Here is a 20,927-nt window from a genome sequence, read left to right as displayed (position 1 = left end):
CCGGCCGCGCGAGCCCGCACTGCGGCGCGCACCCTGGTACCCGGGACCAGGTCGGAGGTGAGCAGCGTGAGCAGTGACCGCGCCGAGGCGGAGGCCGTGGTCTTCGTGCAGATCGAGGAAGCCACCGAGGAGGCCGCCCAGGCCGTCCAGGGCACCCTGCGCAGTCGCTGGGCCACCGGCGGGTTCGAACCTCTCGATCCACTGCCGGGCGACTGGCGGTTCGGCGTCGACACCGCCCGGCCTCTACGCGGGGCCCCCGTCGTAGTGCTGGCGCCGACGGGCTCGGGGGACCTACTGGTGCGGCTGCGCAGCGCCAGCGGCGACGGCACGGCGCAGCTGGCTGTCGCGCAGTTGCTGGTGGAATCGTTCCACTGCACGAATGCCTCCGCCGAGGACCGGGAGGCCGGTCGGGCGGGTGACCTGACGCTGCGCGTGGATCCGGAGCAGCCCGCCGGGCCGCTCACCGCTGGTTGAACCCGTTCCCGCCCGGGCAACGACTGCGGGTCGCTGGAGCCGCGAGCATGCTGGAGGCATCCGGCCTGAGGAGACGGTCATGACCGACAGCAGCAACGGCATGGGTGAGGGCGAGGAGATCCCCCTCGACGGTGCCAGTGAAGCAGCGGTGGCAGTCCATATCCAGGAAGCGTCCCCAACCGCGCATCAGGCCCTGCGCGCGGCGCTCGGAAAGGCCTGGACCGTCGACGGGGACGGGCAGGCTCAGAAGCAGGTCCCGGAGTCCCCGCTGCCGGACCCGCGGTACTGGTTCGTCGTCCACACCGATGATCCGCAGAATCCCGGGGGCCCGTTCGACGGCCCGTCACCGGACGCCGGAACGGCTCTTGTCACGCTGCGCGGGGTGGACGGCAACTCGATCGCCACGGGCCGCGTCGCCAGCTTCCTGAGGCAGCTCTATGTGGTCGAAGGGGAGCAGGTGGAGAACACCAAGGGGAATCTGGATCACGTACTGCGCGTGGACCTGACGCAGTCCCCCGGGTAGCACGGCTACCGCGTCCTTGAGCACCGGCGAACCCAAGTGCCACTGGGGCGCCGAGGACACCTTTTGCATCTCGGCCCGCCTGTGGCCGCCCGGTCTGGCGCCCCGGGCTGTTCGGGTCTCGCCCGGCCGTGCGACGCTGGCAGGGCTGGGCATGTGCCGGAAGTGTGTGCCTGCAGCCATCATGCTGACGCACTGCGGTCAGTCCGCTACGGTGACGGCACATGTGAATCGCGGGAAGGACCAGCCGATGAGCGGACAGAGCACGGGATCCGGCGGTGCGCCACAGCCACAGGCCTGCCCGGCCTGCGGCGGCCGCAGGGTGACCGACAAGACCCGGCACACCCACTCCATCGACCCCAGCACCGGCGACCTGACCGAGAAGGTCGAGCACTACACCTCGCCGTGCGAGCGGTGCGGCGGATCCGGAGTGTGGTTCTGATGCGCATGCTCTTCGAGTGCCTCGAATGCGGCATCCACTACCTGCCCCCGGAGGACCTGCACTACGGCGACGGCAGCGCGGCGAGCCCGGTGTGGTGCAGCCCCTGCCAGGCCCTGATGCACCGACGCGGGATCGCGGAGCCGAAGCCGGCCGCGGCGATCGCGCTGATCGCCGCCCGCCAGGCGCTCCAGGCCGCCGTCACCGCGCAGGCGTCCCGCGCCGCCACCCCTGCGGTGGACGTCCGGCCGACGCGGCCCGCCAAGACGCGCCGCTCCACCGCAGGCCCGACGCGGACCCGGGAACGCTCCCGCCTACGCTGACCCACGCCGGCCGACGGCCCGCCTGCCCAGGCTCACCCCTCCCCGTTCAGCAACGCCAGGAACCTGGCAGCCACCGCCGCCTCCACCGCACCCCCAGACCGGACCACCCGCTGCGCCACCATGCGCAGCGCCGCCAGCCGCGCCACCGCCGATATCTCCGCCGGAACCGGTTGGACGATGTCCCACACCGATATCTCCCCCAGCTCCACCGCCCGGTGCAACGCCTCCTCGAGGGAATGCACGCCGAGCTTGCGGTAGGCGTGGCTGCGGTGGGAGTTCAGCGTCCACACCTGGCGGTCGAGCTCGACCGCCAGGTCGGCGACGGTCCGGCCGGAGCCGAGCAGGCACAGCAGGGTGCGCTCCGACGGGGTGAGCAGCATCCGCTTCGGCTTCCGCCGCGCCCCGTGACCGGGAGACAGAGAGGCCCCGCCACCCGAAGGTGACGGGACCTCAGCCGCGGCGCCGAACGCGGGCGCGGTCATGACGCGCCACCCTCGGCCAAGTCCATCGCGACAGCGAGTGCCATCGCCGAGTACTCGCCGCCGGTCAGATGCATCTGGTGCCCATCCTCCAGCAGAGCCAGGGACTTCGGCCCGAGCGTGATCTGCACCGACCGCAGGGCCTTCTCGATACGCTCCGCCAGCTCGGACACCGGAACACTGCGCAGCACAATGGAGGGGTGGCCGTCGGCGGCGCTCTGAACTCCACCGATCGTGACGAGCGGCTCAGGCCGGGCGGACTCGGGGGCGTGCGCACAGTCACCCCACAGGAGAGTGTGGCTGCGCGTCTTGCGACAGGAGCGGGCACAGCCGTCGAAGTCCGCGGGCAGGTCGTCGAAGCGGGTCACGGTCTACTCCTCGATGTGCTTGGTGATGTCGGCGAACTGGCGGTTGATGTCGGCCTGGTCGGGCGCGGGCGGCGTCTCGGGCGGTTCCCAGGGCGGGTCGCTGTTGCGGCCGGCGCCGAGGACGACCATCAGCGCGAGGACGGCGAACGACGCGGCGATGAGGGCGGCGAGACCCCACGGGCCCAACGGGGCGCTCACGACGCGACCTCGGCGAGCTCGACGGTGAGGTCGACGCCAGCGGCTTCGAGTTCGGCCAACAACCCGCGGGCCGAGCGGGCGAAGCCAGTGACGAGGTTGATGGTTTGCGGGTCGAGCGCGTCGCGGTCGAGGTTGCGTTCGGCGGCGAGCGCGCAGTGAATGTGGCGGGCGACGACGCGGCGCATCACCGCGCTTTCGCTGGAGGTGCGGGCGCTCACTCGGTCACCTGGCCGAGGATCTGCCGGGCCAGCGCGAGGGCGTGTTGCCGTACGGGGTGGTCGCGCTCGTCGCCCGTGGCCTGGGCCTCAGTGTCGAGATAGTCGTCCATGTCGCCCGCGATGGAGGTGAGCAGGTTGTGCAGGGCCTCGTCACTGACTGCGGCGGCAGCTCGCATTTCGGCCGACAGGCGCAGGGCGGTGTTGCGGGCGCGCTTGGCGGCGAGCCTTCGGCGGGCGGCTTCCCGGTCGGCGGGGCTGTCGGGCATCAGGACTCCTGGAAGGTGCGAGCGGCGAGCAGGACGTGGGCAGCATCAAGGAGGCCCGGGATACGGGGGTCGCCGTCGGGGAGCGCTTCGGCGTACTCGCGCATCCCGCTGGCGCCTTCGGTGTACGTCCGGTTCTGGGTGGCAGTCACCTCGGCCTGCAGCCGGTCGAGTTCGGGCTGCACTACCGCGAGTACGGCGTCGGTGTAGGCGGTGGTCATGTCGCACGTGGCCGGGTCGGCGCTGAACGCGCAGTGGTAGCCCCAGTTGACGTCCTCGCGGGACAGGGCGGCGGCGATGCGGTCGCGGCGCTGGTCGGTCACTGGGCCACCTCGTAGCTGATCAGGACCTCGTCGTCGGTGACGGTGACCGTGAGGGCGTCGTCGGATAGCACTCGGTCGTCCGGAAGGCCGTGCGCCTGCCGGTAGTGCCGCTCAGCGGCAGAGACGGTCTTGCACAGCTCGGCGTACGCGGCGGGGACGGGCAGGACGTGGTCGATGCGGCGGACGGTCGTCTCGCGGCGGGTGTGAGTGGCCATCAGGTTCTCCCTGGGCTGGTGGGTGGTCACGGGGTGGGCAGCCAGTTCTGGATGGTGGCGAGCCATGCCTGCGCCATCCGCAGGTAGCCGGCGTCGGTGGGGTGGATCCCGTCGAACGTCCACCGGCCGGGCGGGTACTCGGAGCCGTCGGTGGCGCGGGCGGTCCATTCGGCGCTGGTGGTGCGGCGCTGGTCGGACAGGGCGACACGGCCGGTGCTGGCGCGGGCCTGGATGGCTGCGGTGATCGCCGCGTTGGCGCGGGTCTCGGCGGCCTGGATGTTGGCGGCCTGGCTGATCGGGATCAGGGCGCAGGCCACCTTGACGGCCGGGCTGCTGGCGAGGATCTGGTCGATCATCTGGCCGTAGGCGGTCTGGTAGGCGGCCTGCGCTGCGGCGTCGGGGATCCATTCGTTGGTGCCGAGGTTCACGCAGACGATGTCAGGCGTCGCGGCGGTGAGGAATGCGGCGAGACCCGGCTTGGCGTCGGCGAGCGTCCACCCGCCGTGTGCGTGCACGGACATGACGGGCTGGATGCGCTGACAGCCGATCAGGCTGGCGAGCCACGGGCGCCAACCCTGGTTGTCGGCGCTGCCGTAGCCGACGGTGATGCTGTCGCCGATGGCGAGGACCCGCACGGTGCAGGCCGGGGCGGGGAGGAGGGCGCGGAGGAGGGCGGTATCGCGGTCGCGCTGGGCGACGGCGAACGCGCCACCCTGCTGGAGGATGGACTGCTGGTTGTAGCGGGCGATGCTGGAGTGGAGGCCGGTCGGTTCGCCGTAGCCGGAGCTGGTGGCGTTGAACATGGCGGCGGTCAGGGCGTCCATGGTCTCGGGGGTCAAGGGGGTCTCCTGGGGTGGTGGGGGTGGGCCGCCGCCGGGTGGGCGGCGGCCGAAGGGCAGGCGGTCAGGCGTTACTACTGGCCGACGCGGCCTCGGCAATCACGGTCTCGACCCACTCCCCGCCCGGAACGTCACGGCGAAGCAGCGCGGCTGGCTGCCGGTAGCTGGGGTTCGCGAGAGTCGCTGCCACGAAGGCGTCCCGCTCGGACTCGGACGGCTCATGGACCACGTAGCCGTCCGTGCAGCGCACGCCCCACAGACAGGCGTCGTTCGCCCGCTGGCGGGTCTCATCGACATGTGCGTTGTGCAGGTCGCAGGCTCGCTCCCCGCCGATCGCGTCGTACCACTGCTCGACCAAGCCAGCGTTGGCGCGGAAGTAGGCGCGGAACTTGCCCATGTCGGAGGCAAGTTCCTGCATGTCAGTAGCCTCGAAGTCGGGGCTGTAGTTCTCGTAGGCGTAGGTGAAGCCCTCGCTGTCGACTTTGGAGGCGAAGCACTCGAACTCCAGCCAGTCGTAGTCGGACAGGTCGGCGGTCGGGTTCTGGATGTCGTCGGTCACATCGATCTCCTGCGGTGTGGGCTGGCCGGGGCCGCTGTGTGGCGGCCCCGAGACGGACAGGTCAGGCGGCGTCGGTGAAGCAGCCGCAGCCGCCGATGTCGAACAGGTCCAGCTGGTCGTCCTCCTCGGCGGCGGCGTCGGCTCGCTGCCGAAGCGCGGCCAGCGTGAGCGGCTTGAGCGTCCCGTCCGTGCGGTCGCGGAGGATGCTGACGTCCCCGAGCTTGGCTCGCATGCGCTGCTCGAACGCTTCGATCTTGGCGAAGCGGTCGGGGAAGACCTTGAGCACCCGAAGCCAGTGCCCCTGCCCGCCCTTGACGCAGAGCGCGCCGCAGTTGTTGTGCTCGAAGCCGAGCCGGTAGAGGTTCGGCCGACGGATGTGCAGAGCCTTCAGTTCGGCCAGCAGCATGGTCTTGTCGGCGTACGGGGGCCGGGTGAGTGGGGCGTCGACAGTCCAGGGCAGCCAGCCCTCGGTGATGACGGGCAGGCGGTGAGTCTCGGTCCAGTCGATGCCGACGTACAGCATCGTGTCGGCGGGGTCGGTGTTCGCTGCGAGCCAGGTCCGACAGGGCTGGATCTTCAACTCCAAGCTGCACTGGGCGAGCCGGGTGTTGCCGAGCCACTGCTTGTCCTCGAAGACCTGCCAGGGGTCGCGCTCCTTGGGGTCGGCGACGCGGGTGACCGGGATGCCGAGCTGGGCGCTGGCCTCGGCGTTGAAGCGGTGGAGGTCGGGGTCTTCGGCGTTGGTGTCGGCAAACAGCAGGGTGACGTCTGCGGGTCCGTGGCGGTCGATCACCCACCGGGCGGTGGCCCAGCTGGTGATGCCGCCGGACCACATGACGATGTGCTTGGGCACGTGGGTCTCCTGGTGTCAGCCGGCCGAACCGGCAGCGGGGGCGGGCAGGTTGAGGGCAGCGCGGATGTGCCGGAGCGGGATCCAGCTGGCGTTGATGTCCTCGGCCGGGTCAGCGGGGAGGAGGGCGAGTACGGCGGCCAGGCGGGCCTCGGCCAGCTCCGCGCGCTGGCGGGCGGTGGCCAGCTCGGCGCGGAGCGTCTCCTGCTTGTCGATGGCGCGGAGGCGGGTCACTTCGGCCAGCAGCTGGCCCATGTCGGTGTGCGCGGCGAGGACGAACGCGCGGTCCGCCATGGCGCCGGTGTTGTCCTCCGAGCCGAAGTCCAAGGCGCCGACGCCGCGTTCGTAGCCGTTGACCTCGGAGCTGACGAAGTTGGGGCCGTGGTTGGGCTGGAGGTACCAGTCACCGGGGGTGGCGGCGCGGTGGCGGGCCCGGATCGGGGCGAGGTCGAGGGGCTGGGTCATGGTCAGGACTCCACGGTCGACGGGGCGGAGGCGGGGGTGCGGCGCTTCCGGCGGCGCTTGGTGATCGTCGGGTACCGGTCCCTGAAAGCCGGGGAGATGCAGGCGTCCACCACGACGTTCACGGCCTGCCGGTCGCCGGGGTACTGCAGGTCGTGGTGCCGCATGCCCTGGATCCAGCCCATGACGGCGGCATCCTTGACGAGGCCACGTTCCCGCTCGGTGAGGCCGGCGAGGAGTTCAGTGACGGCTGCATCGCGGGCGAGCTCCCGCTGGGCGAAGAGCTGGACGATCGCGTCGGGAAGGTCCGGGTCGGCGGTGGGCTGGGTGTCGGTCACGGGTGCTCCAGGGGGTGAGGGCCGGGCGGCGGGCGCCCGGCCGGGCGGGGACGGTCAGGCGAACAGTGAGAGCTGCCGTGGCGCGGCGACCAGCTCGGTGCGCTCGGGGTCTCCGCCGGGCGCCGGGCCGCGCTCACCGGAGAGGTGCCAGTCGGCGAGGTCCCGGGCATCGTCCTGGGTCGCGCACCACGGGCGGGTCAAGTCATCGCGGGTGACGATCCGGCCGCAGCAGTTGACCCACCACCAGCCAGTTGTGCGGCTGTCGTGCTGAATCAGCAGGGTCTCGTGGGACATGACTGACGCCGCGGGCTCAGAGGCCGAGCGCGGCGAACGCGGCCCGGTGGGCACGGCGAGACACGGCGTCGTCGAGGTGGTCACCGGCGAGGCAGTGCGGGTGGTCGCACGCAACACTCACGTAGCCCACCGGCTCACGCCCGTACCGGACCTCGAACGCGATCCGGGCAGCGGTACGAATCCGGCCAGCGAACGGGACGATCGCACGGCCCGCACTGTTGACCGGACCACTCCAGTCGAGATGACCCGTGCCGGTCGGCACGACGAACGCCTCGAACTTGGCCTGCACGCTGGCGTACTGGGCAGGCTGGGGCTTCGGCTCGGAAGCGGGTCGAAGCTGGACGCGGGACGCCTTGTCGCTCAGGTGCTCGCCGAGCAGGCAGTGCGGATGGGTGCAGTCCACGCTGACGGATCCACTCGGCTTGCGGCCGTGGGTCTGCTCGAATGCGAGGGAGAGGACCGGCCAGCGGCGGCCGGCGTGCTTGAGGAGCGGGTGGTCGCCGTCGGTCGGGCCGGTCCAGCGGAGGTGTCCGTCGGCGGTCGGCTCGGTGAGTGCGGCGAGCTTGGCTTCGGGGCTGGCGTACCGGACGCGGTGCTGATGCGCGGTGCGCGTCTGGCCGGTGTCGGTCTGGTGGGCCGGGGCCACGCAGTGCCGTCGGCCGCAGTTGGGCTTCGCGTACCCGGCCGGGTCCTGGCCGTGCTGGATTCGGTAGGCGACGCGGGTGGCGCTGTACGTGGTACCGGCGTACCGCATCACGGGGTGACCGCCTGAGACGGTGGCGCCGGTCCACTCCATGTGCCCGCCGTCGGTCGGGCGGGTGCGTTGCCGCCAGCTCTCCTCCAAGGTGCTCGGCCGCCGGGGGACGTCGGGGACACCTGCTTCGCGGCGGAGGCGGGCGACGGTGGCGCGGTCGATGTGGAGCTTGGCGGAGATGGCGGTGTTGGTGAGGCCGGCCGTGAGGAGTGCGCGGATGGGGTCGGTCAGGTGGTGGGTCACGGCTGGTTCCTCTCCAGGGTGGCGGGGCTGGCGGGCGGTCAGGTGGTGGTGCGGCGGATGAGCACCGAGCGGCGGCGTCGGCTCGGGCGGTGCGAGGCCAGCGGCTTCCGGTCGCCGGCCAGCTGGTCGCGGAGGTCGGCGACCTGGGTGTCGGTGAGGAACAGGGCGACTGGCTGGCCGTCGGCGGTGACGCAGCACAGGAGCGTCTCGTCGGTCGGGTCGGTCGGGTCGCGGTGGGTCACGGCGTTGTCCCAGCGGGCGATCAGCGGTTCCACGACGGTGCTCCTTCGGTGGTGGGCCGGTGCGGCGGGTCCAGCAGGGCGGTCACGGCTGGCCTCCGGTGCGGGCTGCGAGCAGTACCGCGCGGTGGCGGTTCGCGTACTCGGTGGCGGAGCCGTAGGTGATGTGGGCGGTGTCGGCCGCGACCAACTCGGCGGCCTCCGTGAGGACCAGGTCCCGGTGCGCGGCGATCAGCGGCTCGACTTCGTGGAGCTTCCCGGCGTGCATCAGCTTGAAGACGATTCGGCCGAGGTCGGTGGGCCCTACTGCGGGGCTCGGGCTGGCGGTCACGGTGTTCTCCTTCGGGGTGGTGGCAGGGGCCCGGCGCGGGACGGCACACGCCGGGCCGAGCAGAGGGAGTCAGCTGATGCGGTTCGAGGCGGCTTCGAACTCGGCCGCCACGCGAGTGATCGCGCTTCGGGCGATGTGGTCCTCAACCTGGCTGGCGTATGTCAGGAGCGATTCAGCCCAGCTGCGCGCCTGCTCCGGCGTGAGGTTGATGTCCACCATCCGGCCGACCTGTGGGCCGTCGGTGACCTCGACCCTGATGCCGACCGTGGGCGTGGTGATGGTGGGGATTCGGGCGCCTCGGTATCCGGCGCTGAAGATGCGGCCGGTCCAGTGCTTGCGGTGCGCCATGGTCAGTTCTCCTCGTTCTCGGCGGGGTGGTGATGGGTGGTTAGGCGGCGCTGAGGATGCGGGCAGCGGCCGAGTGGTAGCAGCGGGCCGAGGGTTCAGGCGGCGAGGCGGTCGGCGGCAGCGGTCCAGCCGTGGGCGACGAGCCGAACCGGCACACCGCGCCGGTACTCGCACGGCATGCCCGGGTCGACGTAGCCGTGACGGACGCGAGCCTTGACCTGCGTGTCCCGAGGGGAGATGAGCAGGCGCTGCCAGCCCAGGGAGACGCCGCATGCCTCGGCCGCGCGCGCCCACTGCTGCTCAATGGTGTCGGCGTCGTCCCCGGTGGCGACGTACTCGACGGTGACCTCGCCGTGCGTAATGGTGATGCGGGCAGCGGGGCCGAGCTGGGCGAGGATGCGGGCGGCGGCGGCGTGGGCGGGGGCGTCCTGGTGGGCGGAGCAGCCGCCCTTGCGGGGCTGGAAGGCGCGGTGCTTCGACGACTTCTCGGTCTCGCGGATGCAGCCCGTGCACTCGGGGGCGGTGATGGCGGGGAGGTCGATCGTGGCGGTCATGGCGGGGGCCTTTCGGGTGGTGGTGCGCGGGCGGTGGTCAGGCGGCGAGGGCGAGGCGCAGTGCGACGGTGCGGTACTCCGGCTTGCGGGGCCGGTAGAGCGCGGCGGCCGACGCGACCTGCTGCGGGGTGTAGCGGGTGGTGGTCCGCATCCGGCGCCCGGCGTGAACCCGGGCCGTCGTGCCGACCAGGTGGAGCTTCTTGGCGGCGGTGCGCAGGCGGTGGTCAGGCGGCGGCGAGCAGGTCGGTGAGCATCGCGATGTGGCGGCGTTCCTCGTGCTCGCGGGTGGCCAGCGGGGAGGGGCAGCGGTCGGCGATGACGGCCTCGGCCAGGCGCAGGGAGGGCTGGGCGGGGGTGTCGGTCTCGTCCGGGAGGGCGACGGTGTAGCGGGCGCTGCGGTGGATGGTGAAGGCCACGATCCGGTCGATGCGCCAGGAGCGGACCTCAGCGGTCTCGCGGTCCATGGCGATGACGAGGAGGTCTCCGGCCTTGGTGGGGCGGGCGTCGAAAATCTCGATGGTGCGCACCGTCTCGACGAGGTTGCCGGTGCGGCGGCGGTTCTCGTCGCGCTCCTCTTCCAGGTAGGTAATCGTGACCGGGTGCTGGGCGTCCATGGCGCGGATCAGGCGGGTGAGGGTCTGTTCCAGCGTCTGGGTGGCGGTGCGGATCACGGTGTTCCCCCTGGTGTGGCGTCCTTCGGTGGTTCCACTGTCCCACATTCCTATTGCGTACGCAATAGAGAAGCTGTGGGGATAGCACGGAGCCCGGCCCCACCCAGGGACCGGGCTCCACCACACACCTGACACCACCTCAGAAAGGCGGCTCCTCCGAGTACCCACCAGCCGCAGCACCCCACCCCCCGCCACCCTGCGAGCCACTGGAAGCCGGAGCGCCCGCAGCCCACGGATCACCCTCCCCAGGCGTCGCAGGACCCGCCCAACCACCGCGGCCCTGCGAAAGCCCAGCATCACCCTGCGGACGGTTCGCCTTCGTCACCTTCGCCGTAGCACTGCGCAGGCTGGGCCCGACCTCGTCGACCTCAACCTCGAACACGGTCCGCTTCTCCCCCTCGTTCGTCTCGTAAGACCGCTGGCGCAGCCGGCCCTGCACGATCACGCGCATGCCGCGCTGCAGCGACTCGGCCACGTTCTCCGCCGGCTGACGCCAGACGTTGCACGTGAGGAAGAGGCTCTCGCCGTCCTTCCACTCGTTGGTCTGACGGTCGAACGTCCGCGGGGTGGACGCGATACGGAACTTCGCAACCGCCGCACCCGCAGGGGTGAACCGCAGCTCGGGGTCGTCGACCAGGTTCCCGGTCAGGGTGATCACAGTCTCGCCAGCCATCAGGCTGCACTCCTCGTTGTCGTTCGCATGGACGGACGGCTGATGACCCTCTGGAGCTCCTCCCGGTTGCGGGCGGCCTCCTCAGGGCTGATGTCGGGCCGGTGCGCATTCCAGTCACGCACCCGACCGGTGGGCAGCTCCTCCAACAGGAGACGCTCCAGGGCCGTAAGTTCATGGTTCATGCGGCCGCCACCTCCTTCTCGAGCTGGCCAGCCAGCAGCAACCGCTGCGCCTCGGGAACTGCGTTGGTGCAAGGCGGGCACGGCGGCGGAACGTCCGGGCACGAGAGGTGAAGGCGGTATCCCTTGGCCGTTCCGCAGGCCCCCGTCCAGTCGGGGAAGCCCGAGGGGTCGTCGATGGCTTCCTCGTCCCAGTGCCCGGACGACGCCCATCCGTGCGCCAGGGCGTTGGAGATGCACGCGGCCGCTCGGTCTCGAGGCACACCGAACTCGGTGGGGTCTGCGTTCCACCAGCGGTTGTACAGTGCGAGCACCGCCAGGTGCGTTTCCACCCGCACCCTGGCCCGGCCCCCAGACCGGATCATGAAGATTCGGCGCCTCGAGCAGCCCAGCTCCTCCGCGATCGCGGGCAGCGTGAACCCACGGATGGCCAGCGCCTGCAGACGTCGCATCGTTCCGACCGCCGGCCACGACGTGAGGCCACTTCCCGCCCGCTGAAGCGGCACCGCAACCCCCAGCAACGCATCCGCCGTAGTACGCAGCACCGTGTCGGAGACCTCCCGACGGACGAGGCTGATGGTGGTGTGCGCGATGCCCGACAGGGCGGATACCTCCATGACCGACATCCCGGCCAGCACGAGCTTCTCGATGTGTCGCCGGGTCGGTCCGGCGGGGACGTGCTGATAGATCCCCTGCCGCTCCAGGCGCCGGCGCCGAGTCCGGGACTTCCGCATGGCCGCCACGCACTCCGCCCGGGCGCAGCCGTACTCACCGCACGTCGGCATACCGTGCCGCACCCGCGAGTTGACGGGCCTCGTCATGAGTCACTCCTCCGAATCCAGATCACGGCGCCCGGCTCGGTCAGCGCCATGCGGTGCTCACCGGGGTAGACCTTGCGGGCTGTCAGTTCCACGACCATGGAGTCGTCGTGGAGGATCCCGGCCTTCGACAGGGCGTCCAGGCAGGCGCGGGCGTGATGGTCGATGTCGGTGCTGGACCGGGTGATGGGCCAGGTCCGGCGTCGCTTGGGTGCCGACTTCGGCTTGGCCACGGTCACGGTCAGGTCCACCGCCACCGGCACACCGATGTACAGGGCGTGGTCGGGTTCGGCGACCTGGCACTTGGCGCAGGTGCTGTTCCAGTCGATGTAGGTGTGCCGGGCGGTCGCTTTCTGGGCGGCCTGCACGATCGCGGCCCGCCAGGGCTTGAGCGCCGTCTCATTGGAGTGCCGGGCGCCGCGACCCTTGCCGAGGAACGACACCCTGCCCTGGCCAGCCGGAGTGCCGTACACCTCGAAGAGCACTTCCGGCAGCAGCAGTTCGGGCTCCACGGCGCCCACGGGGGCTGTGGGTGCGCCCAGCACCGGCGCGATGTCAGCAGTCGCCATGGTCGTTGTCCTCGTCGAGTCGGTGGGGGAAGAACACGGTGACGGCCAGGGCGCCCTCGGCGTCGCTGCGGCAGAACAGCCACTGCAAGGCGCCACCGCACGGAACCAGGTGCACGTGCTCCTGGAAGGCCGACCCGAGGTCGAACCTGGTCTGCGCGGCCGGGTGCCGGGCGAGCACCCGGCGTACGGCCTCCTCCTGCTCGAGGTGGCCGACGAACACCAGGTGGCCACTCCAGGACCGCAGCCCGCTCACCGGGTCCAGCAGGGTGCCCGGGCCGTCCCCGGGCGTGGTGGTGACGGTGGCGGTCACGACACGGCCCCCCGCTCCCACAGCGGCGTCACCGGCTGAACCGGCTGAGTGGGCACGCCGGCCGGTCCCGCCGCGTCGGCCAGCCGCTGATGCAGCCCCGCCCGGATCACCACCGGCGACGCCACCAGCGGACGCACCGCCCGCGCCGCAGCCTCCAACTCCACCACCCGGGCCACCAGCACCCGGTTCTCCGCCCGCGCCGCGTCCAGATCGACCTTCCACCCGGACACCATCGGCGCGTCCCGCTCCGCCATCGCCTCCAAGGCGGCCAGCTGGTCGTGGACATGGGCGAGTTCGGTCTGCAGGCCTGCGATCAGGTGCACCCCGCCGAGGTACAGCTGCTGGTACCGGCTGGCGCTCTCATCGGCCACGACCTTGGCCGCGCGGTGCCTCTGCGCGATGGTGCGCAGCAGCTCGTTGCGCACCATCAGGGCGAGGTAGCTGGCCGGGCGGCGGCGATGCGTCGTCTTCTCGCCCATCACAGCGCTCCGAGGGTCTGCAGGTGGACCTCGAGCCGGTCGATGAGGACCCAGGTGGCGATGGCGCCGGCGGCGTAGTCGTCGGCCCACTGCTGGGCGGCGGCCACGTTGGCGGCGAGCTCTTCGGGTGAGGGAGTGGGGCGGTCGCTCATGACGGTCACCTCCGTCGATGCGGTCCGGGCTGGTCTGTCCGGGCCTCCAGCACCGTCCACGGACCGGGCTCGGGAAAGCGTGGGCCGTGGACGGTGCTGCGGGGGCCGGTCAGACCTGGTTGGCGGCTGCCTCGGTCGCGGCGGCCCGGCGGGCGGCGGTCTCGGCCCGGTGCTTCTCGTGCTGCTCGATCCAGGCGACCGGGTCGTGGCCCGCCTCGGTGGCCGCGTCCCACGCCCACTCGCTGATCTCGCCGGAGTCCAGCTGCTCGCCGAGGTCGGCCACGGTGGTGGCGGCGAGGTCGGGGTCGGCGCGGTGCAGCGCCTCCATGAGGCGGTATCCCATCCAGGCGTGATTCCCAGCGATCGCGTGGGCGGCGACGGCCCCGGGGTCGGTGCTGGGTGCCTCGGTCAGGTCGCTGGTGGAGCGGATGACCTGGTGCAGGAGCACCTCGGTCAGGTCGGCGACCGTGCGCACGGTGGTGGCACCGGTGGGCTTGGCGGGCAGCACGTCGGCAGGCTCGGCGGGGCTGGAACTCTCACCCAGGGCGTCGAGCCAGTCGCCGATGGCCGCCTCGTGCAGCTCACTGGCTGTCCCGCCCGTGTGCCTGCAGGGCATCTGCAGGCCGAGCATTCCGTCGGCGATGAGCAGCAGGGGCTGGTTCTGCGCCGACTGCCAGACCCTGACGAGCCGTCCGGGTGCCTGCCAGCGGGCGAGCTTCTCGGAGTCCCACGCGGAGAACGGCATCTCCTCGGCGGGGCGGCGCAGTGCGGTGGCGAACAGGCCGCGCCAGGCGGGGAACTCCCCGGCGGTCTCGGTGCGGACCTGAAGGGTGCCGCGTTCCCCGGTGAAGGTGATCGTGGTGTCGGCGGGCTCGATGGTGATCCGGGCGACGTAGTGGTGGGCGGCGAGCCACGCCTGCAGGACGTCGACCTCGACCGCCGGGACGGTGACGGCCCACCTGCCGGTCTGGGTGTAGTGGGTGCGGGCGACGGCGAACGTGTACCGGTCGGTGGCCAGCGCGAAGAGGTTGGTGCCGTCGGCCTCGAGGCGGATGCCCTGGAGCATCGGCAGCCGGTCGTCTTCGGACATGTGCGGAGTGGCCTCGGTGAGGATGTGGCTCAGGCGGCGGGCGTTGATGCCGACCGGCTCCGGTGTGGCGGGCTGGTTGTCGCTCATCTGTCTCTCCTGGGTTGAGGGGTGCGGGGTTCAGGCGGCGAGCTGGTGGGCGGGTTCGGCGAGGCGGACCAGGCGGCCGATGACCTCCGAGGCGGTGGCGGTGGTGACCCACTGGGCGATGCGCTCGATGGGGGCCTCGTCGGCTCCGTAGTGGGCCTCGTCGTCGGTGAGGTTGGCGGAGAGGAATTCGACGGCGTCGAGCACCCGGGGGTCGGTGAGGACCATCTCGGTGGCCTTGTCGGCGTAGCCGGGCAGCCCGGCGGTGAAGACGAACTCCAGGTGGCCGTGGGCTGCGTGCCAGAGGGCGGCGACAGGGTCGAGGGGGCCGTTGTCGCTGTCGTGGGCGAAGGAGCCGGGGCCGTTCCACAGGCCGCGTTCGCGGATGAGGCGGGCGGCTTCGGCGAGGTCGGTGGCGATGGTGCTGGGCATGGCGGGGCCTCCGGGTGGCCGCCCGGCGGGCGGCGGGGTGTGGTTGGTGCGGCCGGGCGCGCAGGGGATGTGGTCACTGCGCGTCCGGCCCGCTGGGTGTCCGGCCCGGCCGGTGGGAACCGGCAGGGGGGTGGGCTCGACCAGGGGCCGGGCCGGAGTGTTGGGGTGGTGCGGTCTACCAGGTGTCGCGGGTGGTGTCGGGGCCCTCGTCGAGGGTGTCCTGCCAGTCGGCGCGGCAGTGGGTGCAGCGGATGCGGCCGCCGTCGAGGAGGGCGAGTTCGCCGTCCATGACGAGGGAGCAGGTGTTGCACTGGGCGATCTCGTGGCCCGGGGTGATGGTGATGCCGACCTCGGCCGCGATGGCGGTGGAGAGGTACTGGCGGAAGCCGGGGTCGGTGGTCTGCGGCTCGTCCTCGATGAGGCCGTCGGCGGTGCCGAGGAGGGTGAGGACCTCATCCAGGTGGCGGGCCTGGTCGGTGGTGAGCTGGTGGTGCTCGATGGTGCGGGCGGTCGGCCGGACCAGCCGGACGGTGAAGTCGGCGGCGGTGTCGGGGTCGGCGAGAGCGAGGGTCACGGGGGACTCCTGGGTCTGCGGTCACATCGCAGGACCTGCTGCGGCAGGTCCCCTTGTCGGCATGACAGACACTACGCCTTTCCTATTGCGTACGCAATAGAGATTGGGGGATCCACTCAACACGAAGGCCCCCGCCCGGAACACCGGACGGGGGCCTGACGCCCGGACAGCAGACCGGGACAGCGCGCTACCAGCACCTCACTGACGCGGCCTCAGCTGCGGCCTCAACCAGCCGCGGTGCAAGTCACGGTGAAACTCAAGGAAGGCCGACAGCGAGACGAGCTCGCCGCGCCGGCCGGGCACGGTCCAGACGACCCGCTGCCCGCCGGTGTTGTAGTGCCGCCGCGCGGAGCGCTCGGACATCGGGCGGGGGCCGTCGGCTATCTCCGCCGCGATCTGCGCCCAGGTGCGGAGGTCCGGGGGCATGGTGGAGTAGTGCAGGTGGGTCGGACAGTGGAACTGCGGGTCGGAAGCGGGCATCGGAAGGGTGGACACAGGGAGGGATCCCATCGTCGGGCTGGGCCGGCTGAGGGGCAGCGCCGGACCCGAGCAATGGCCGGGCGGTCGTCGAACTGGGTACAGCGGACGAGCTCTTCGGAACGTGACGACCGGTCAGGCCGCCCGGGTGTCCCGCAGGTGATGCTCCGCAATCTGACGCAACGTCCAGACGCGGGGTTCATGGGGACCGATGGCGCACCGCAGGTTGCGGCACGCCGCCCGCCAACTGCCCCCCGACACAGGGACGGCCAGCAGGCTGTAGCAGAAGCAGCGCGGGCAGGAGATCGCCTGCACCGCCCGCTCCCCGTCGCCGGCCACCAGGGCGACGCGCAGCGAGTCGGAGAGCTCCAGCGCCGCGAGGTCGAACGCGGCCTCCTGGCTGCCGACTGCGATCAGCCCCGCCATCTCCCGCGCCCCGCGGTCGGTTCGACGGTCGGCCGGGTTCGCCACCGGGGAGCCGCCGTGCCGGGCCACGTAGGCGGCCAGGTTCGCGTCGTGATCCTGCGCCAGCTGCAGCAGGTCGAGGTTGTACGGCGTCCGCGCGTGCGGGGCGGGCGAGTTGCACTCCGGGGTCTCCACCGGCCGGTGCACCGGGCTCTTGCGGCGGTCATCACGCTCGAGGGCGGCCAGGAGACGAAGGGTGGTGCCAGCGCTGCTCATGCGTTCCCCGTTCCCGGCCGCGAGAACGTGGCGATACGTCAGCCACGTTCCCTGACGACGGCGATGTCGGCGTGGAGTGCCCCATCATGGCACGCACCCCCGCCAGAAGCAGGGGTTCTGCAGGGGCTTGGAGCGTAGCGCACTAGTTGTTACCGGCCCGAGATATTGACTGGTCGCGGCCACACAACCAGCCGATCCGCCGCACACCCACTGATGCCTGGCCAGGGCTGGCGAAGGCTAGTCGGCTGCATTCTTGGCGAGGCGCAGATCGCGGAGCTGGCCGCGCGTACGGTCGTACTTCGCCTGCGCCCGCTGGACCGCGACACGGTCCTCGTCGGACTGCTGGCACAGGCGGCCCTCTTCGTCAGCGGGTAGAGCATGAGCCACGCTGCACACGTCGGGGATCGTCAGCTGGAACGTGGTCCGGGGAGGTGCCCCGAACGGGTCGTCGTCACCTTCGAGGACGGAGGTGACCATCGACTCGGCAACTCCGGATAGCTCGTAGGAGACGCTGCCTTCCCGCATGGTCACGTGCAGAACACCCTCGCCGTCCGTCCAGGCGGCGATATCGGTTCGGTGAGTCAACGGAGTCCCTTTCGGCGACGGCCCTCACGGGAGACGAATCTGGTCCTGCCTACATCCGCTGCTGCTGCTCCGGCCGCGCGTCCTGCGCCGCGTCCTGCAACCCCCGCATCAGGTCGAGTATCACCTGCGCGGAGACATGGTCGATCCCGTCCAGCTCGTTCGGGCCGATCCCCCGGGCCGGATCCCCGTACCGGATTACCTGAGCCGCGAGCAGCAACCGCTCCACCGCCTCGGTCACCCCAGTCACCGTGGCAGCCGCCACCGGATCCGCCAGGTTCCCACCGTGCCCGGCAGCCACCTCCTGCCACATCGCGGAGATGGCTGCCCGCTGCTCCGCCTCGGAGCCGCTGACCATCTGCTCGTCGAACGAAGCCACGAGGGAACCATCTTCCAAAGAGAGCTGCTCCGCCGTGCTGACTGGGCCCGGGGTGGCCGCGCTGCGTCGGCGGGACGCTAGATCGATGACCCGGGCCTCAGCGGCTGGGCACTCGGCGGCAGGATCTGTCTCGCCGTGATGTGCGCTGGCGGGCATGGGCGTCTCCGCTCGTCCGGCTGGGGGAGGGGGCGTGCTGGGTGCAACGTCGCCGGTCGCCTGCACCCGTGCTGATCAGCGTGCCACCCCGATCGGCGGCTCACTACCGGATCACCACACATGACAGTCATTCGACGGCGATTGTGTCTGACGGCCACTCACAACTGACCGAAACGAACATCGTCCTTCGCCGTGCGGAGCGTTGTTTTGCCGACAGGCCCGCACAGCGAAGGACGACTCACAGTCCCGGGCTCCCGCCCGCCGGCCCTCACGAGAAGGGCTCTGCTTAGGAGACACCGCCGGTTGGAACCGCAGTCCCGACCGTGCGGCGATTGTAGACGGATCTCCCGGCACGCCGGAAGAAGCTAATGCGCAGTAGCTCTCCCGGGCCGCCGGTCGGCATATGCCAACGGGCGCCCACCTGAGGCCAACAGCCTCGGGCGGGCGCCCGAATCGGAAATTCACCGCGCCAGATCAGCCGGTGACCGGGGCTTTCTCCAGCAGAGCGTGCGCCAGCTCCTTCGCCTTCGCCGCCCCCAGCTCCTCGAGAATCCGGCCGGCCAACGCCTCGGTGTCCTGCCAGTCCACCGGAACCGCGGACGCGGGTGCCCCGGCAGTCGCGTCAGTGCCGCCCTCGCGCTCGGCCTGCGCCGGCACCAGTCCGGGCTGCGGCAGTCCCTCCGACTTGTCCATGGACAAGTCGGAGGCCGTCTCGACCGGTCGAGACGGAGCAACCTCGGGTACCGCGGCGGTGGTGGCGGTCGACTGCGACTTGTCCATGGACAAGTCGGGGTCGGTGTCGGCGGCCCGCGTCGCGGTGTCCGCTGCTGCCGCACCCGATGCAGTCGTCACGCCCGGGGCGGACTTGTCCATGGACAACTGGGACCCGCCGGCGCGGCGCTTCTCGAGCCGCTCCGCCGCCTCCTGGGCCTTGATCTCGGCCCACTGGTCCGCGAGGGCGGACGCGGACAGCCCCGGCTTCGTCTTCAAGCGCCGTGCCAGCACCCGGCCGTGACGCTCGGCCATCACCCCGGCGCTCAGCATGCCCTGGATCTCGCCCGGAAGCCGCAGCAGCGCCAGCTGGTTCGTCACCCAGGACGGGTCCTTCCCGAACCGGGCGGCCGCGGCCTGCTTGGGCGCAGCCGGGTTCTCGACGGCACAGAGGTCCACCATCATGGCGACGCCCTGGGCCCGCTCGATGACGTCGAAGTCCTTACGGGCGATGTTCTCCTTGAGGAGGTTCTCCAGGAACGTCTGCTTCGTCGCCGCGAGGTCGTCGCGGACGACGAAATCGAGAGCCTCAAGGCCGACCTGGAGGCCGGAGCGGTAGCGGCGCTCACCGTTGAGGAGCACCACCTCCACCGGCCGCGGGCGGCGCTCGCCGTTCAGGTCGTTGTCGATCGCCAACTCGTGCTCGGGCCACAGCTTGAGGTACGCGGCCCGGCTGACGGCGACACACGCGGCCAACTGCGCCCGGCGCAGGTCCTCCCCGAACACGGTCCGGTCTTCCTCGGTGCCGAAGTCCCGCCGCGGGTTGAGCGGGCTGAGCCCCACCACCTCAAGGCCGAAGCGCACCAGGCCGTAGCCCGGGATCTGCCCCTGCGCCTCGGCCTTCGCCCTGCCCCGCGCGCTCAACGCCGACCGGCCGCCGAAGGCGCCGGCGCCGAGCTGTTCCGCAACCGTCATGACGCCGCCTCCGTCACGATCAGCTCGGTGGCGATCGTCCTGAACTCGTGGGCCTGGTCGCTGGTGGGCTCGTACTCGAGGAGCGGCCTGCGGACACGGCGAGCCTTCCGCTGCTCGGACAGGTCGGGAATCACCCCGAGCACCCGCGGCTTCCCGAAACTCCGCCATCCCTCAAGGGAGGATGTGGCGACGTATCCCCGGCGGGAGTCGTAGAGGTTGACGACGAAGCCGAGCTGCGCGATGTCCACGCCGAGGTCGTTGGCCAGGTCATCAATCTGCTCGGCGAGCATGTCGTAGGCGTCGGCGGAGGAGTCCTCAGCCTGGACGGGGATCACGATGCCCGACGCCCCCGGCTCCTCGTCGTCACGGGTACGCCCGTAGTACAACGCCGCGTCGACCGCGAAGCCGAGGTTCGGGGGCAGGTCCATGATGATGAAGTCGAACTGGCTCTCCAGGGGCTCCATGGCCTTCTCCAAGGACGCCTCCTTCACCCGGGCGTGACGGCTCGTCACGAGCTTTCCATCAAGGAGGAAGGCGTCCTTGCAGCCCTTGAGGAGGAACAGCCGGCCGCCGAAGTACTTGGGCACGACCTCCACCAGGAGGTCGGATAGCTCACCGGTGCGGACCTCCCCGAGCATGTAGCCAGCCAGGCTCGGCTCGCCGTGGGCGACGGGCTGGAAGCCGAGTTCGCGGGTGAGGTGACCCTGGGGGTCGTAGTCGACGAGCAGGACCCTGTAGCCCATCTCGGCGAGCGCCTCCGCGACCCCTGCGGAGATGGCGGTCTTGCCGACACCACCCTTCTGGTTCGCGACCTGGATGCGCCGGGCCCGAGGAGTGCGCCGCACCTGCTTCGTTGTGGTGTTGGCGTCCAGCCACAGGCGGATGGCCTGCGCCACCCCTTGAGCGTAGGAGAGGCCGCGTTCGCCGCACTCCTCCTTGAACGCCCCGTACACGCCGGCTGGCAGGTGAGTGGAGAAGGGGCTGCCGCCTGACGTATCGACTGTCGGGAGCGGGTGTTCCGCCTGCCGCCAGGCATGAATCCCGGCGGCGACGGCGTCCTGGATGTCGATGCGCAGCTGGGCGGCGCGGACCTTGAGTTCAACGCGCAGGGAGGGAGGCAGCTTTGACACTACCTTTTCCCTCTCCTCGGGGGTGCTAGGGACGGTCATGGCGTTACCTTACTAACCCATCGGTGCGGGCTGTCACTACCGGGCCCGTGTCGCACCGGATTCCCCCGACGGACCCTCACTTGTCCATGGACAAGCCGCCGGACGCGGCTCCCTCGACTGGCCGAGCTGGCACCT

38 protein-coding genes are annotated in these 20,927 nt (G+C 71.1%); 4 read left to right on the top strand and 34 right to left on the bottom strand.

Annotated features, from left to right (window positions below; all coding sequences use genetic code 11):
* Nucleotides 1-66: 66 nt before the first annotated feature.
* The 4 genes from ACKUU6_RS32480 (at nucleotide 67) to ACKUU6_RS32465 (ending at nucleotide 1,756) form a co-directional block, all read left to right on the top strand.
* Nucleotides 67-474, top strand: a complete 408-nt coding sequence (locus tag ACKUU6_RS32480) for a hypothetical protein (RefSeq protein WP_407992367.1) — start codon at nucleotides 67-69, stop codon at nucleotides 472-474.
* A gap of 79 nt (nucleotides 475-553) precedes the next feature.
* On the top strand, nucleotides 554-997 hold the full coding sequence (locus ACKUU6_RS32475; RefSeq protein ID WP_407992366.1) for a hypothetical protein: 444 nt from the start codon (nucleotides 554-556) through the stop codon (nucleotides 995-997).
* A gap of 247 nt (nucleotides 998-1,244) precedes the next feature.
* Nucleotides 1,245-1,436, top strand: coding sequence for a hypothetical protein (locus ACKUU6_RS32470; RefSeq protein WP_407992365.1), 192 nt, complete (start codon nucleotides 1,245-1,247; stop codon nucleotides 1,434-1,436).
* Complete coding sequence (locus ACKUU6_RS32465) at nucleotides 1,436-1,756, top strand: hypothetical protein (protein WP_407992364.1); 321 nt, start codon at nucleotides 1,436-1,438, stop codon at nucleotides 1,754-1,756. The genes ACKUU6_RS32470 and ACKUU6_RS32465 overlap by 1 nt, the downstream gene beginning before the upstream one ends.
* A gap of 32 nt (nucleotides 1,757-1,788) precedes the next feature.
* On the opposite strand, the gene ACKUU6_RS32460 is transcribed toward ACKUU6_RS32465, so the two are convergent.
* The 34 genes from ACKUU6_RS32460 to ACKUU6_RS32295 all read right to left on the bottom strand — a co-directional run bounded on the left by ACKUU6_RS32460 (nucleotide 1,789) and on the right by ACKUU6_RS32295 (nucleotide 20,792).
* Nucleotides 1,789-2,136: a response regulator transcription factor gene (locus ACKUU6_RS32460; protein WP_407992363.1), complete on the bottom strand. Its 348-nt coding sequence runs from the start codon at nucleotides 2,134-2,136 to the stop codon at nucleotides 1,789-1,791.
* A gap of 98 nt (nucleotides 2,137-2,234) precedes the next feature.
* The gene (locus ACKUU6_RS32455; RefSeq protein WP_407992362.1) at nucleotides 2,235-2,603 is read right to left on the bottom strand and encodes a hypothetical protein; all 369 of its coding nucleotides are present in this window, start codon (nucleotides 2,601-2,603) and stop codon (nucleotides 2,235-2,237) included.
* A gap of 3 nt (nucleotides 2,604-2,606) precedes the next feature.
* Entirely contained in the window at nucleotides 2,607-2,801 is a 195-nt protein-coding gene (locus ACKUU6_RS32450) for a hypothetical protein (protein WP_407992361.1), read from the bottom strand.
* Nucleotides 2,798-3,019, bottom strand: a complete 222-nt coding sequence (locus tag ACKUU6_RS32445) for a hypothetical protein (protein WP_407992360.1) — start codon at nucleotides 3,017-3,019, stop codon at nucleotides 2,798-2,800. The genes ACKUU6_RS32450 and ACKUU6_RS32445 overlap by 4 nt, the downstream gene beginning before the upstream one ends.
* Nucleotides 3,016-3,285 carry a hypothetical protein gene (locus tag ACKUU6_RS32440; RefSeq protein ID WP_407992359.1) on the bottom strand — a complete coding sequence of 90 codons (270 nt, stop codon included), beginning with the start codon at nucleotides 3,283-3,285 and terminating at the stop codon, nucleotides 3,016-3,018. The genes ACKUU6_RS32445 and ACKUU6_RS32440 overlap by 4 nt, the downstream gene beginning before the upstream one ends.
* Nucleotides 3,285-3,605, bottom strand: coding sequence for a hypothetical protein (locus tag ACKUU6_RS32435; protein WP_407992358.1), 321 nt, complete (start codon nucleotides 3,603-3,605; stop codon nucleotides 3,285-3,287). Before ACKUU6_RS32435 ends, ACKUU6_RS32440 begins: the two co-directional genes overlap by 1 nt.
* Complete coding sequence (locus ACKUU6_RS32430) at nucleotides 3,602-3,820, bottom strand: hypothetical protein (protein ID WP_407992357.1); 219 nt, start codon at nucleotides 3,818-3,820, stop codon at nucleotides 3,602-3,604. The genes ACKUU6_RS32435 and ACKUU6_RS32430 overlap by 4 nt, the downstream gene beginning before the upstream one ends.
* Nucleotides 3,821-3,846: 26 nt before the next feature.
* On the bottom strand, nucleotides 3,847-4,659 hold the full coding sequence (locus ACKUU6_RS32425) for an SGNH/GDSL hydrolase family protein (RefSeq protein ID WP_407992356.1): 813 nt from the start codon (nucleotides 4,657-4,659) through the stop codon (nucleotides 3,847-3,849).
* Nucleotides 4,660-4,723: 64 nt separating this feature from the next.
* A complete protein-coding gene (locus ACKUU6_RS32420; protein ID WP_407992355.1) occupies nucleotides 4,724-5,218 on the bottom strand; it encodes a hypothetical protein in 495 nt (164 codons plus the stop codon).
* A 61-nt stretch (nucleotides 5,219-5,279) separates the two neighbouring features.
* Entirely contained in the window at nucleotides 5,280-6,071 is a 792-nt protein-coding gene (locus ACKUU6_RS32415) for a hypothetical protein (protein WP_407992354.1), read from the bottom strand.
* A 15-nt stretch (nucleotides 6,072-6,086) separates the two neighbouring features.
* On the bottom strand, nucleotides 6,087-6,533 hold the full coding sequence (locus ACKUU6_RS32410; RefSeq protein ID WP_407992353.1) for a hypothetical protein: 447 nt from the start codon (nucleotides 6,531-6,533) through the stop codon (nucleotides 6,087-6,089).
* A gap of 2 nt (nucleotides 6,534-6,535) precedes the next feature.
* Nucleotides 6,536-6,868 (bottom strand): hypothetical protein, encoded by a 333-nt coding sequence (locus ACKUU6_RS32405; protein ID WP_407992352.1) that lies wholly within the window; start codon nucleotides 6,866-6,868, stop codon nucleotides 6,536-6,538.
* Between the two features lie 54 nt (nucleotides 6,869-6,922).
* Nucleotides 6,923-7,162, bottom strand: coding sequence for a hypothetical protein (locus tag ACKUU6_RS32400; protein ID WP_407992351.1), 240 nt, complete (start codon nucleotides 7,160-7,162; stop codon nucleotides 6,923-6,925).
* 16 nt (nucleotides 7,163-7,178) lie between these two features.
* Nucleotides 7,179-8,159, bottom strand: a complete 981-nt coding sequence (locus ACKUU6_RS32395; protein WP_407992350.1) for a hypothetical protein — start codon at nucleotides 8,157-8,159, stop codon at nucleotides 7,179-7,181.
* A gap of 38 nt (nucleotides 8,160-8,197) precedes the next feature.
* The gene (locus ACKUU6_RS32390) at nucleotides 8,198-8,434 is read right to left on the bottom strand and encodes a hypothetical protein (protein ID WP_407992349.1); all 237 of its coding nucleotides are present in this window, start codon (nucleotides 8,432-8,434) and stop codon (nucleotides 8,198-8,200) included.
* Nucleotides 8,435-8,483: 49 nt separating this feature from the next.
* A complete protein-coding gene (locus tag ACKUU6_RS32385; protein WP_407992348.1) occupies nucleotides 8,484-8,729 on the bottom strand; it encodes a hypothetical protein in 246 nt (81 codons plus the stop codon).
* Between the two features lie 69 nt (nucleotides 8,730-8,798).
* Nucleotides 8,799-9,077, bottom strand: coding sequence for a hypothetical protein (locus ACKUU6_RS32380; protein ID WP_407992347.1), 279 nt, complete (start codon nucleotides 9,075-9,077; stop codon nucleotides 8,799-8,801).
* 95 nt (nucleotides 9,078-9,172) lie between these two features.
* The gene (locus ACKUU6_RS32375) at nucleotides 9,173-9,631 is read right to left on the bottom strand and encodes a hypothetical protein (protein WP_407992346.1); all 459 of its coding nucleotides are present in this window, start codon (nucleotides 9,629-9,631) and stop codon (nucleotides 9,173-9,175) included.
* A gap of 224 nt (nucleotides 9,632-9,855) precedes the next feature.
* Nucleotides 9,856-10,302 (bottom strand): hypothetical protein, encoded by a 447-nt coding sequence (locus tag ACKUU6_RS32370; RefSeq protein ID WP_407992345.1) that lies wholly within the window; start codon nucleotides 10,300-10,302, stop codon nucleotides 9,856-9,858.
* A 139-nt stretch (nucleotides 10,303-10,441) separates the two neighbouring features.
* Nucleotides 10,442-10,975, bottom strand: coding sequence for a single-stranded DNA-binding protein (locus tag ACKUU6_RS32365; RefSeq protein ID WP_407992344.1), 534 nt, complete (start codon nucleotides 10,973-10,975; stop codon nucleotides 10,442-10,444).
* A gap of 178 nt (nucleotides 10,976-11,153) precedes the next feature.
* Nucleotides 11,154-11,975 (bottom strand): hypothetical protein, encoded by an 822-nt coding sequence (locus ACKUU6_RS32360; protein ID WP_407992343.1) that lies wholly within the window; start codon nucleotides 11,973-11,975, stop codon nucleotides 11,154-11,156.
* Nucleotides 11,972-12,541, bottom strand: coding sequence for a RusA family crossover junction endodeoxyribonuclease (locus ACKUU6_RS32355; protein WP_407992342.1), 570 nt, complete (start codon nucleotides 12,539-12,541; stop codon nucleotides 11,972-11,974). The genes ACKUU6_RS32360 and ACKUU6_RS32355 overlap by 4 nt, the downstream gene beginning before the upstream one ends.
* On the bottom strand, nucleotides 12,528-12,851 hold the full coding sequence (locus tag ACKUU6_RS32350) for a hypothetical protein (protein WP_407992341.1): 324 nt from the start codon (nucleotides 12,849-12,851) through the stop codon (nucleotides 12,528-12,530). Before ACKUU6_RS32350 ends, ACKUU6_RS32355 begins: the two co-directional genes overlap by 14 nt.
* Nucleotides 12,848-13,330 (bottom strand): hypothetical protein, encoded by a 483-nt coding sequence (locus ACKUU6_RS32345; RefSeq protein ID WP_407992340.1) that lies wholly within the window; start codon nucleotides 13,328-13,330, stop codon nucleotides 12,848-12,850. Before ACKUU6_RS32345 ends, ACKUU6_RS32350 begins: the two co-directional genes overlap by 4 nt.
* A complete protein-coding gene (locus ACKUU6_RS32340) occupies nucleotides 13,330-13,482 on the bottom strand; it encodes a hypothetical protein (RefSeq protein WP_407992339.1) in 153 nt (50 codons plus the stop codon). The genes ACKUU6_RS32345 and ACKUU6_RS32340 overlap by 1 nt, the downstream gene beginning before the upstream one ends.
* 109 nt (nucleotides 13,483-13,591) lie before the next feature.
* A complete protein-coding gene (locus tag ACKUU6_RS32335) occupies nucleotides 13,592-14,659 on the bottom strand; it encodes a hypothetical protein (RefSeq protein ID WP_407992338.1) in 1,068 nt (355 codons plus the stop codon).
* A 30-nt stretch (nucleotides 14,660-14,689) separates the two neighbouring features.
* Nucleotides 14,690-15,088, bottom strand: a complete 399-nt coding sequence (locus tag ACKUU6_RS32330; RefSeq protein WP_407992337.1) for a hypothetical protein — start codon at nucleotides 15,086-15,088, stop codon at nucleotides 14,690-14,692.
* 175 nt (nucleotides 15,089-15,263) lie between these two features.
* Nucleotides 15,264-15,662, bottom strand: a complete 399-nt coding sequence (locus ACKUU6_RS32325; RefSeq protein WP_407992336.1) for a hypothetical protein — start codon at nucleotides 15,660-15,662, stop codon at nucleotides 15,264-15,266.
* 198 nt (nucleotides 15,663-15,860) lie between these two features.
* On the bottom strand, nucleotides 15,861-16,142 hold the full coding sequence (locus tag ACKUU6_RS32320; RefSeq protein WP_407992335.1) for a hypothetical protein: 282 nt from the start codon (nucleotides 16,140-16,142) through the stop codon (nucleotides 15,861-15,863).
* Between the two features lie 132 nt (nucleotides 16,143-16,274).
* Nucleotides 16,275-16,820 (bottom strand): hypothetical protein, encoded by a 546-nt coding sequence (locus ACKUU6_RS32315; protein ID WP_407992334.1) that lies wholly within the window; start codon nucleotides 16,818-16,820, stop codon nucleotides 16,275-16,277.
* A gap of 237 nt (nucleotides 16,821-17,057) precedes the next feature.
* Nucleotides 17,058-17,405 (bottom strand): hypothetical protein, encoded by a 348-nt coding sequence (locus ACKUU6_RS32310; RefSeq protein ID WP_407992333.1) that lies wholly within the window; start codon nucleotides 17,403-17,405, stop codon nucleotides 17,058-17,060.
* A gap of 49 nt (nucleotides 17,406-17,454) precedes the next feature.
* Complete coding sequence (locus ACKUU6_RS32305; RefSeq protein ID WP_407992332.1) at nucleotides 17,455-17,781, bottom strand: hypothetical protein; 327 nt, start codon at nucleotides 17,779-17,781, stop codon at nucleotides 17,455-17,457.
* 630 nt (nucleotides 17,782-18,411) lie between these two features.
* On the bottom strand, nucleotides 18,412-19,623 hold the full coding sequence (locus ACKUU6_RS32300; protein WP_407992331.1) for a ParB/RepB/Spo0J family partition protein: 1,212 nt from the start codon (nucleotides 19,621-19,623) through the stop codon (nucleotides 18,412-18,414).
* Nucleotides 19,620-20,792: a ParA family protein gene (locus ACKUU6_RS32295; protein WP_407992330.1), complete on the bottom strand. Its 1,173-nt coding sequence runs from the start codon at nucleotides 20,790-20,792 to the stop codon at nucleotides 19,620-19,622. Before ACKUU6_RS32295 ends, ACKUU6_RS32300 begins: the two co-directional genes overlap by 4 nt.
* Between the last annotated feature and the right edge of the window lie 135 nt (nucleotides 20,793-20,927).

The organism is Kitasatospora sp. CMC57 (genome assembly GCF_045866025.2).
Taxonomy (GTDB): Bacteria; Actinomycetota; Actinomycetes; order Streptomycetales; family Streptomycetaceae; genus Kitasatospora.
Note: the sequence above shows the minus strand (reverse complement) of the source record. Positions and strands in the feature narration are given on the sequence as shown.

Coding starts and splice junctions, on each gene's coding strand:
- ACKUU6_RS32365 (WP_407992344.1), bottom strand. CDS start 10,975: ATGGCTGGCGAGACTGTGATCACCCTGACCGGGAACCTGGTCGACGAC.
- ACKUU6_RS32430 (WP_407992357.1), bottom strand. CDS start 3,820: ATGGCCACTCACACCCGCCGCGAGACGACCGTCCGCCGCATCGACCAC.
- ACKUU6_RS32400 (WP_407992351.1), bottom strand. CDS start 7,162: ATGTCCCACGAGACCCTGCTGATTCAGCACGACAGCCGCACAACTGGC.
- ACKUU6_RS32295 (WP_407992330.1), bottom strand. CDS start 20,792: ATGACCGTCCCTAGCACCCCCGAGGAGAGGGAAAAGGTAGTGTCAAAG.
- ACKUU6_RS32345 (WP_407992340.1), bottom strand. CDS start 13,330: ATGGGCGAGAAGACGACGCATCGCCGCCGCCCGGCCAGCTACCTCGCC.
- ACKUU6_RS32300 (WP_407992331.1), bottom strand. CDS start 19,623: ATGACGGTTGCGGAACAGCTCGGCGCCGGCGCCTTCGGCGGCCGGTCG.
- ACKUU6_RS32340 (WP_407992339.1), bottom strand. CDS start 13,482: ATGAGCGACCGCCCCACTCCCTCACCCGAAGAGCTCGCCGCCAACGTG.
- ACKUU6_RS32470 (WP_407992365.1), top strand. CDS start 1,245: ATGAGCGGACAGAGCACGGGATCCGGCGGTGCGCCACAGCCACAGGCC.
- ACKUU6_RS32380 (WP_407992347.1), bottom strand. CDS start 9,077: ATGGCGCACCGCAAGCACTGGACCGGCCGCATCTTCAGCGCCGGATAC.
- ACKUU6_RS32320 (WP_407992335.1), bottom strand. CDS start 16,142: ATGCCCGCTTCCGACCCGCAGTTCCACTGTCCGACCCACCTGCACTAC.
- ACKUU6_RS32315 (WP_407992334.1), bottom strand. CDS start 16,820: ATGAGCAGCGCTGGCACCACCCTTCGTCTCCTGGCCGCCCTCGAGCGT.
- ACKUU6_RS32355 (WP_407992342.1), bottom strand. CDS start 12,541: ATGGCGACTGCTGACATCGCGCCGGTGCTGGGCGCACCCACAGCCCCC.
- ACKUU6_RS32375 (WP_407992346.1), bottom strand. CDS start 9,631: ATGACCGCCACGATCGACCTCCCCGCCATCACCGCCCCCGAGTGCACG.
- ACKUU6_RS32360 (WP_407992343.1), bottom strand. CDS start 11,975: ATGACGAGGCCCGTCAACTCGCGGGTGCGGCACGGTATGCCGACGTGC.
- ACKUU6_RS32410 (WP_407992353.1), bottom strand. CDS start 6,533: ATGACCCAGCCCCTCGACCTCGCCCCGATCCGGGCCCGCCACCGCGCC.
- ACKUU6_RS32330 (WP_407992337.1), bottom strand. CDS start 15,088: ATGCCCAGCACCATCGCCACCGACCTCGCCGAAGCCGCCCGCCTCATC.
- ACKUU6_RS32335 (WP_407992338.1), bottom strand. CDS start 14,659: ATGAGCGACAACCAGCCCGCCACACCGGAGCCGGTCGGCATCAACGCC.
- ACKUU6_RS32440 (WP_407992359.1), bottom strand. CDS start 3,285: ATGCCCGACAGCCCCGCCGACCGGGAAGCCGCCCGCCGAAGGCTCGCC.
- ACKUU6_RS32475 (WP_407992366.1), top strand. CDS start 554: ATGACCGACAGCAGCAACGGCATGGGTGAGGGCGAGGAGATCCCCCTC.
- ACKUU6_RS32460 (WP_407992363.1), bottom strand. CDS start 2,136: ATGCTGCTCACCCCGTCGGAGCGCACCCTGCTGTGCCTGCTCGGCTCC.
- ACKUU6_RS32465 (WP_407992364.1), top strand. CDS start 1,436: ATGCGCATGCTCTTCGAGTGCCTCGAATGCGGCATCCACTACCTGCCC.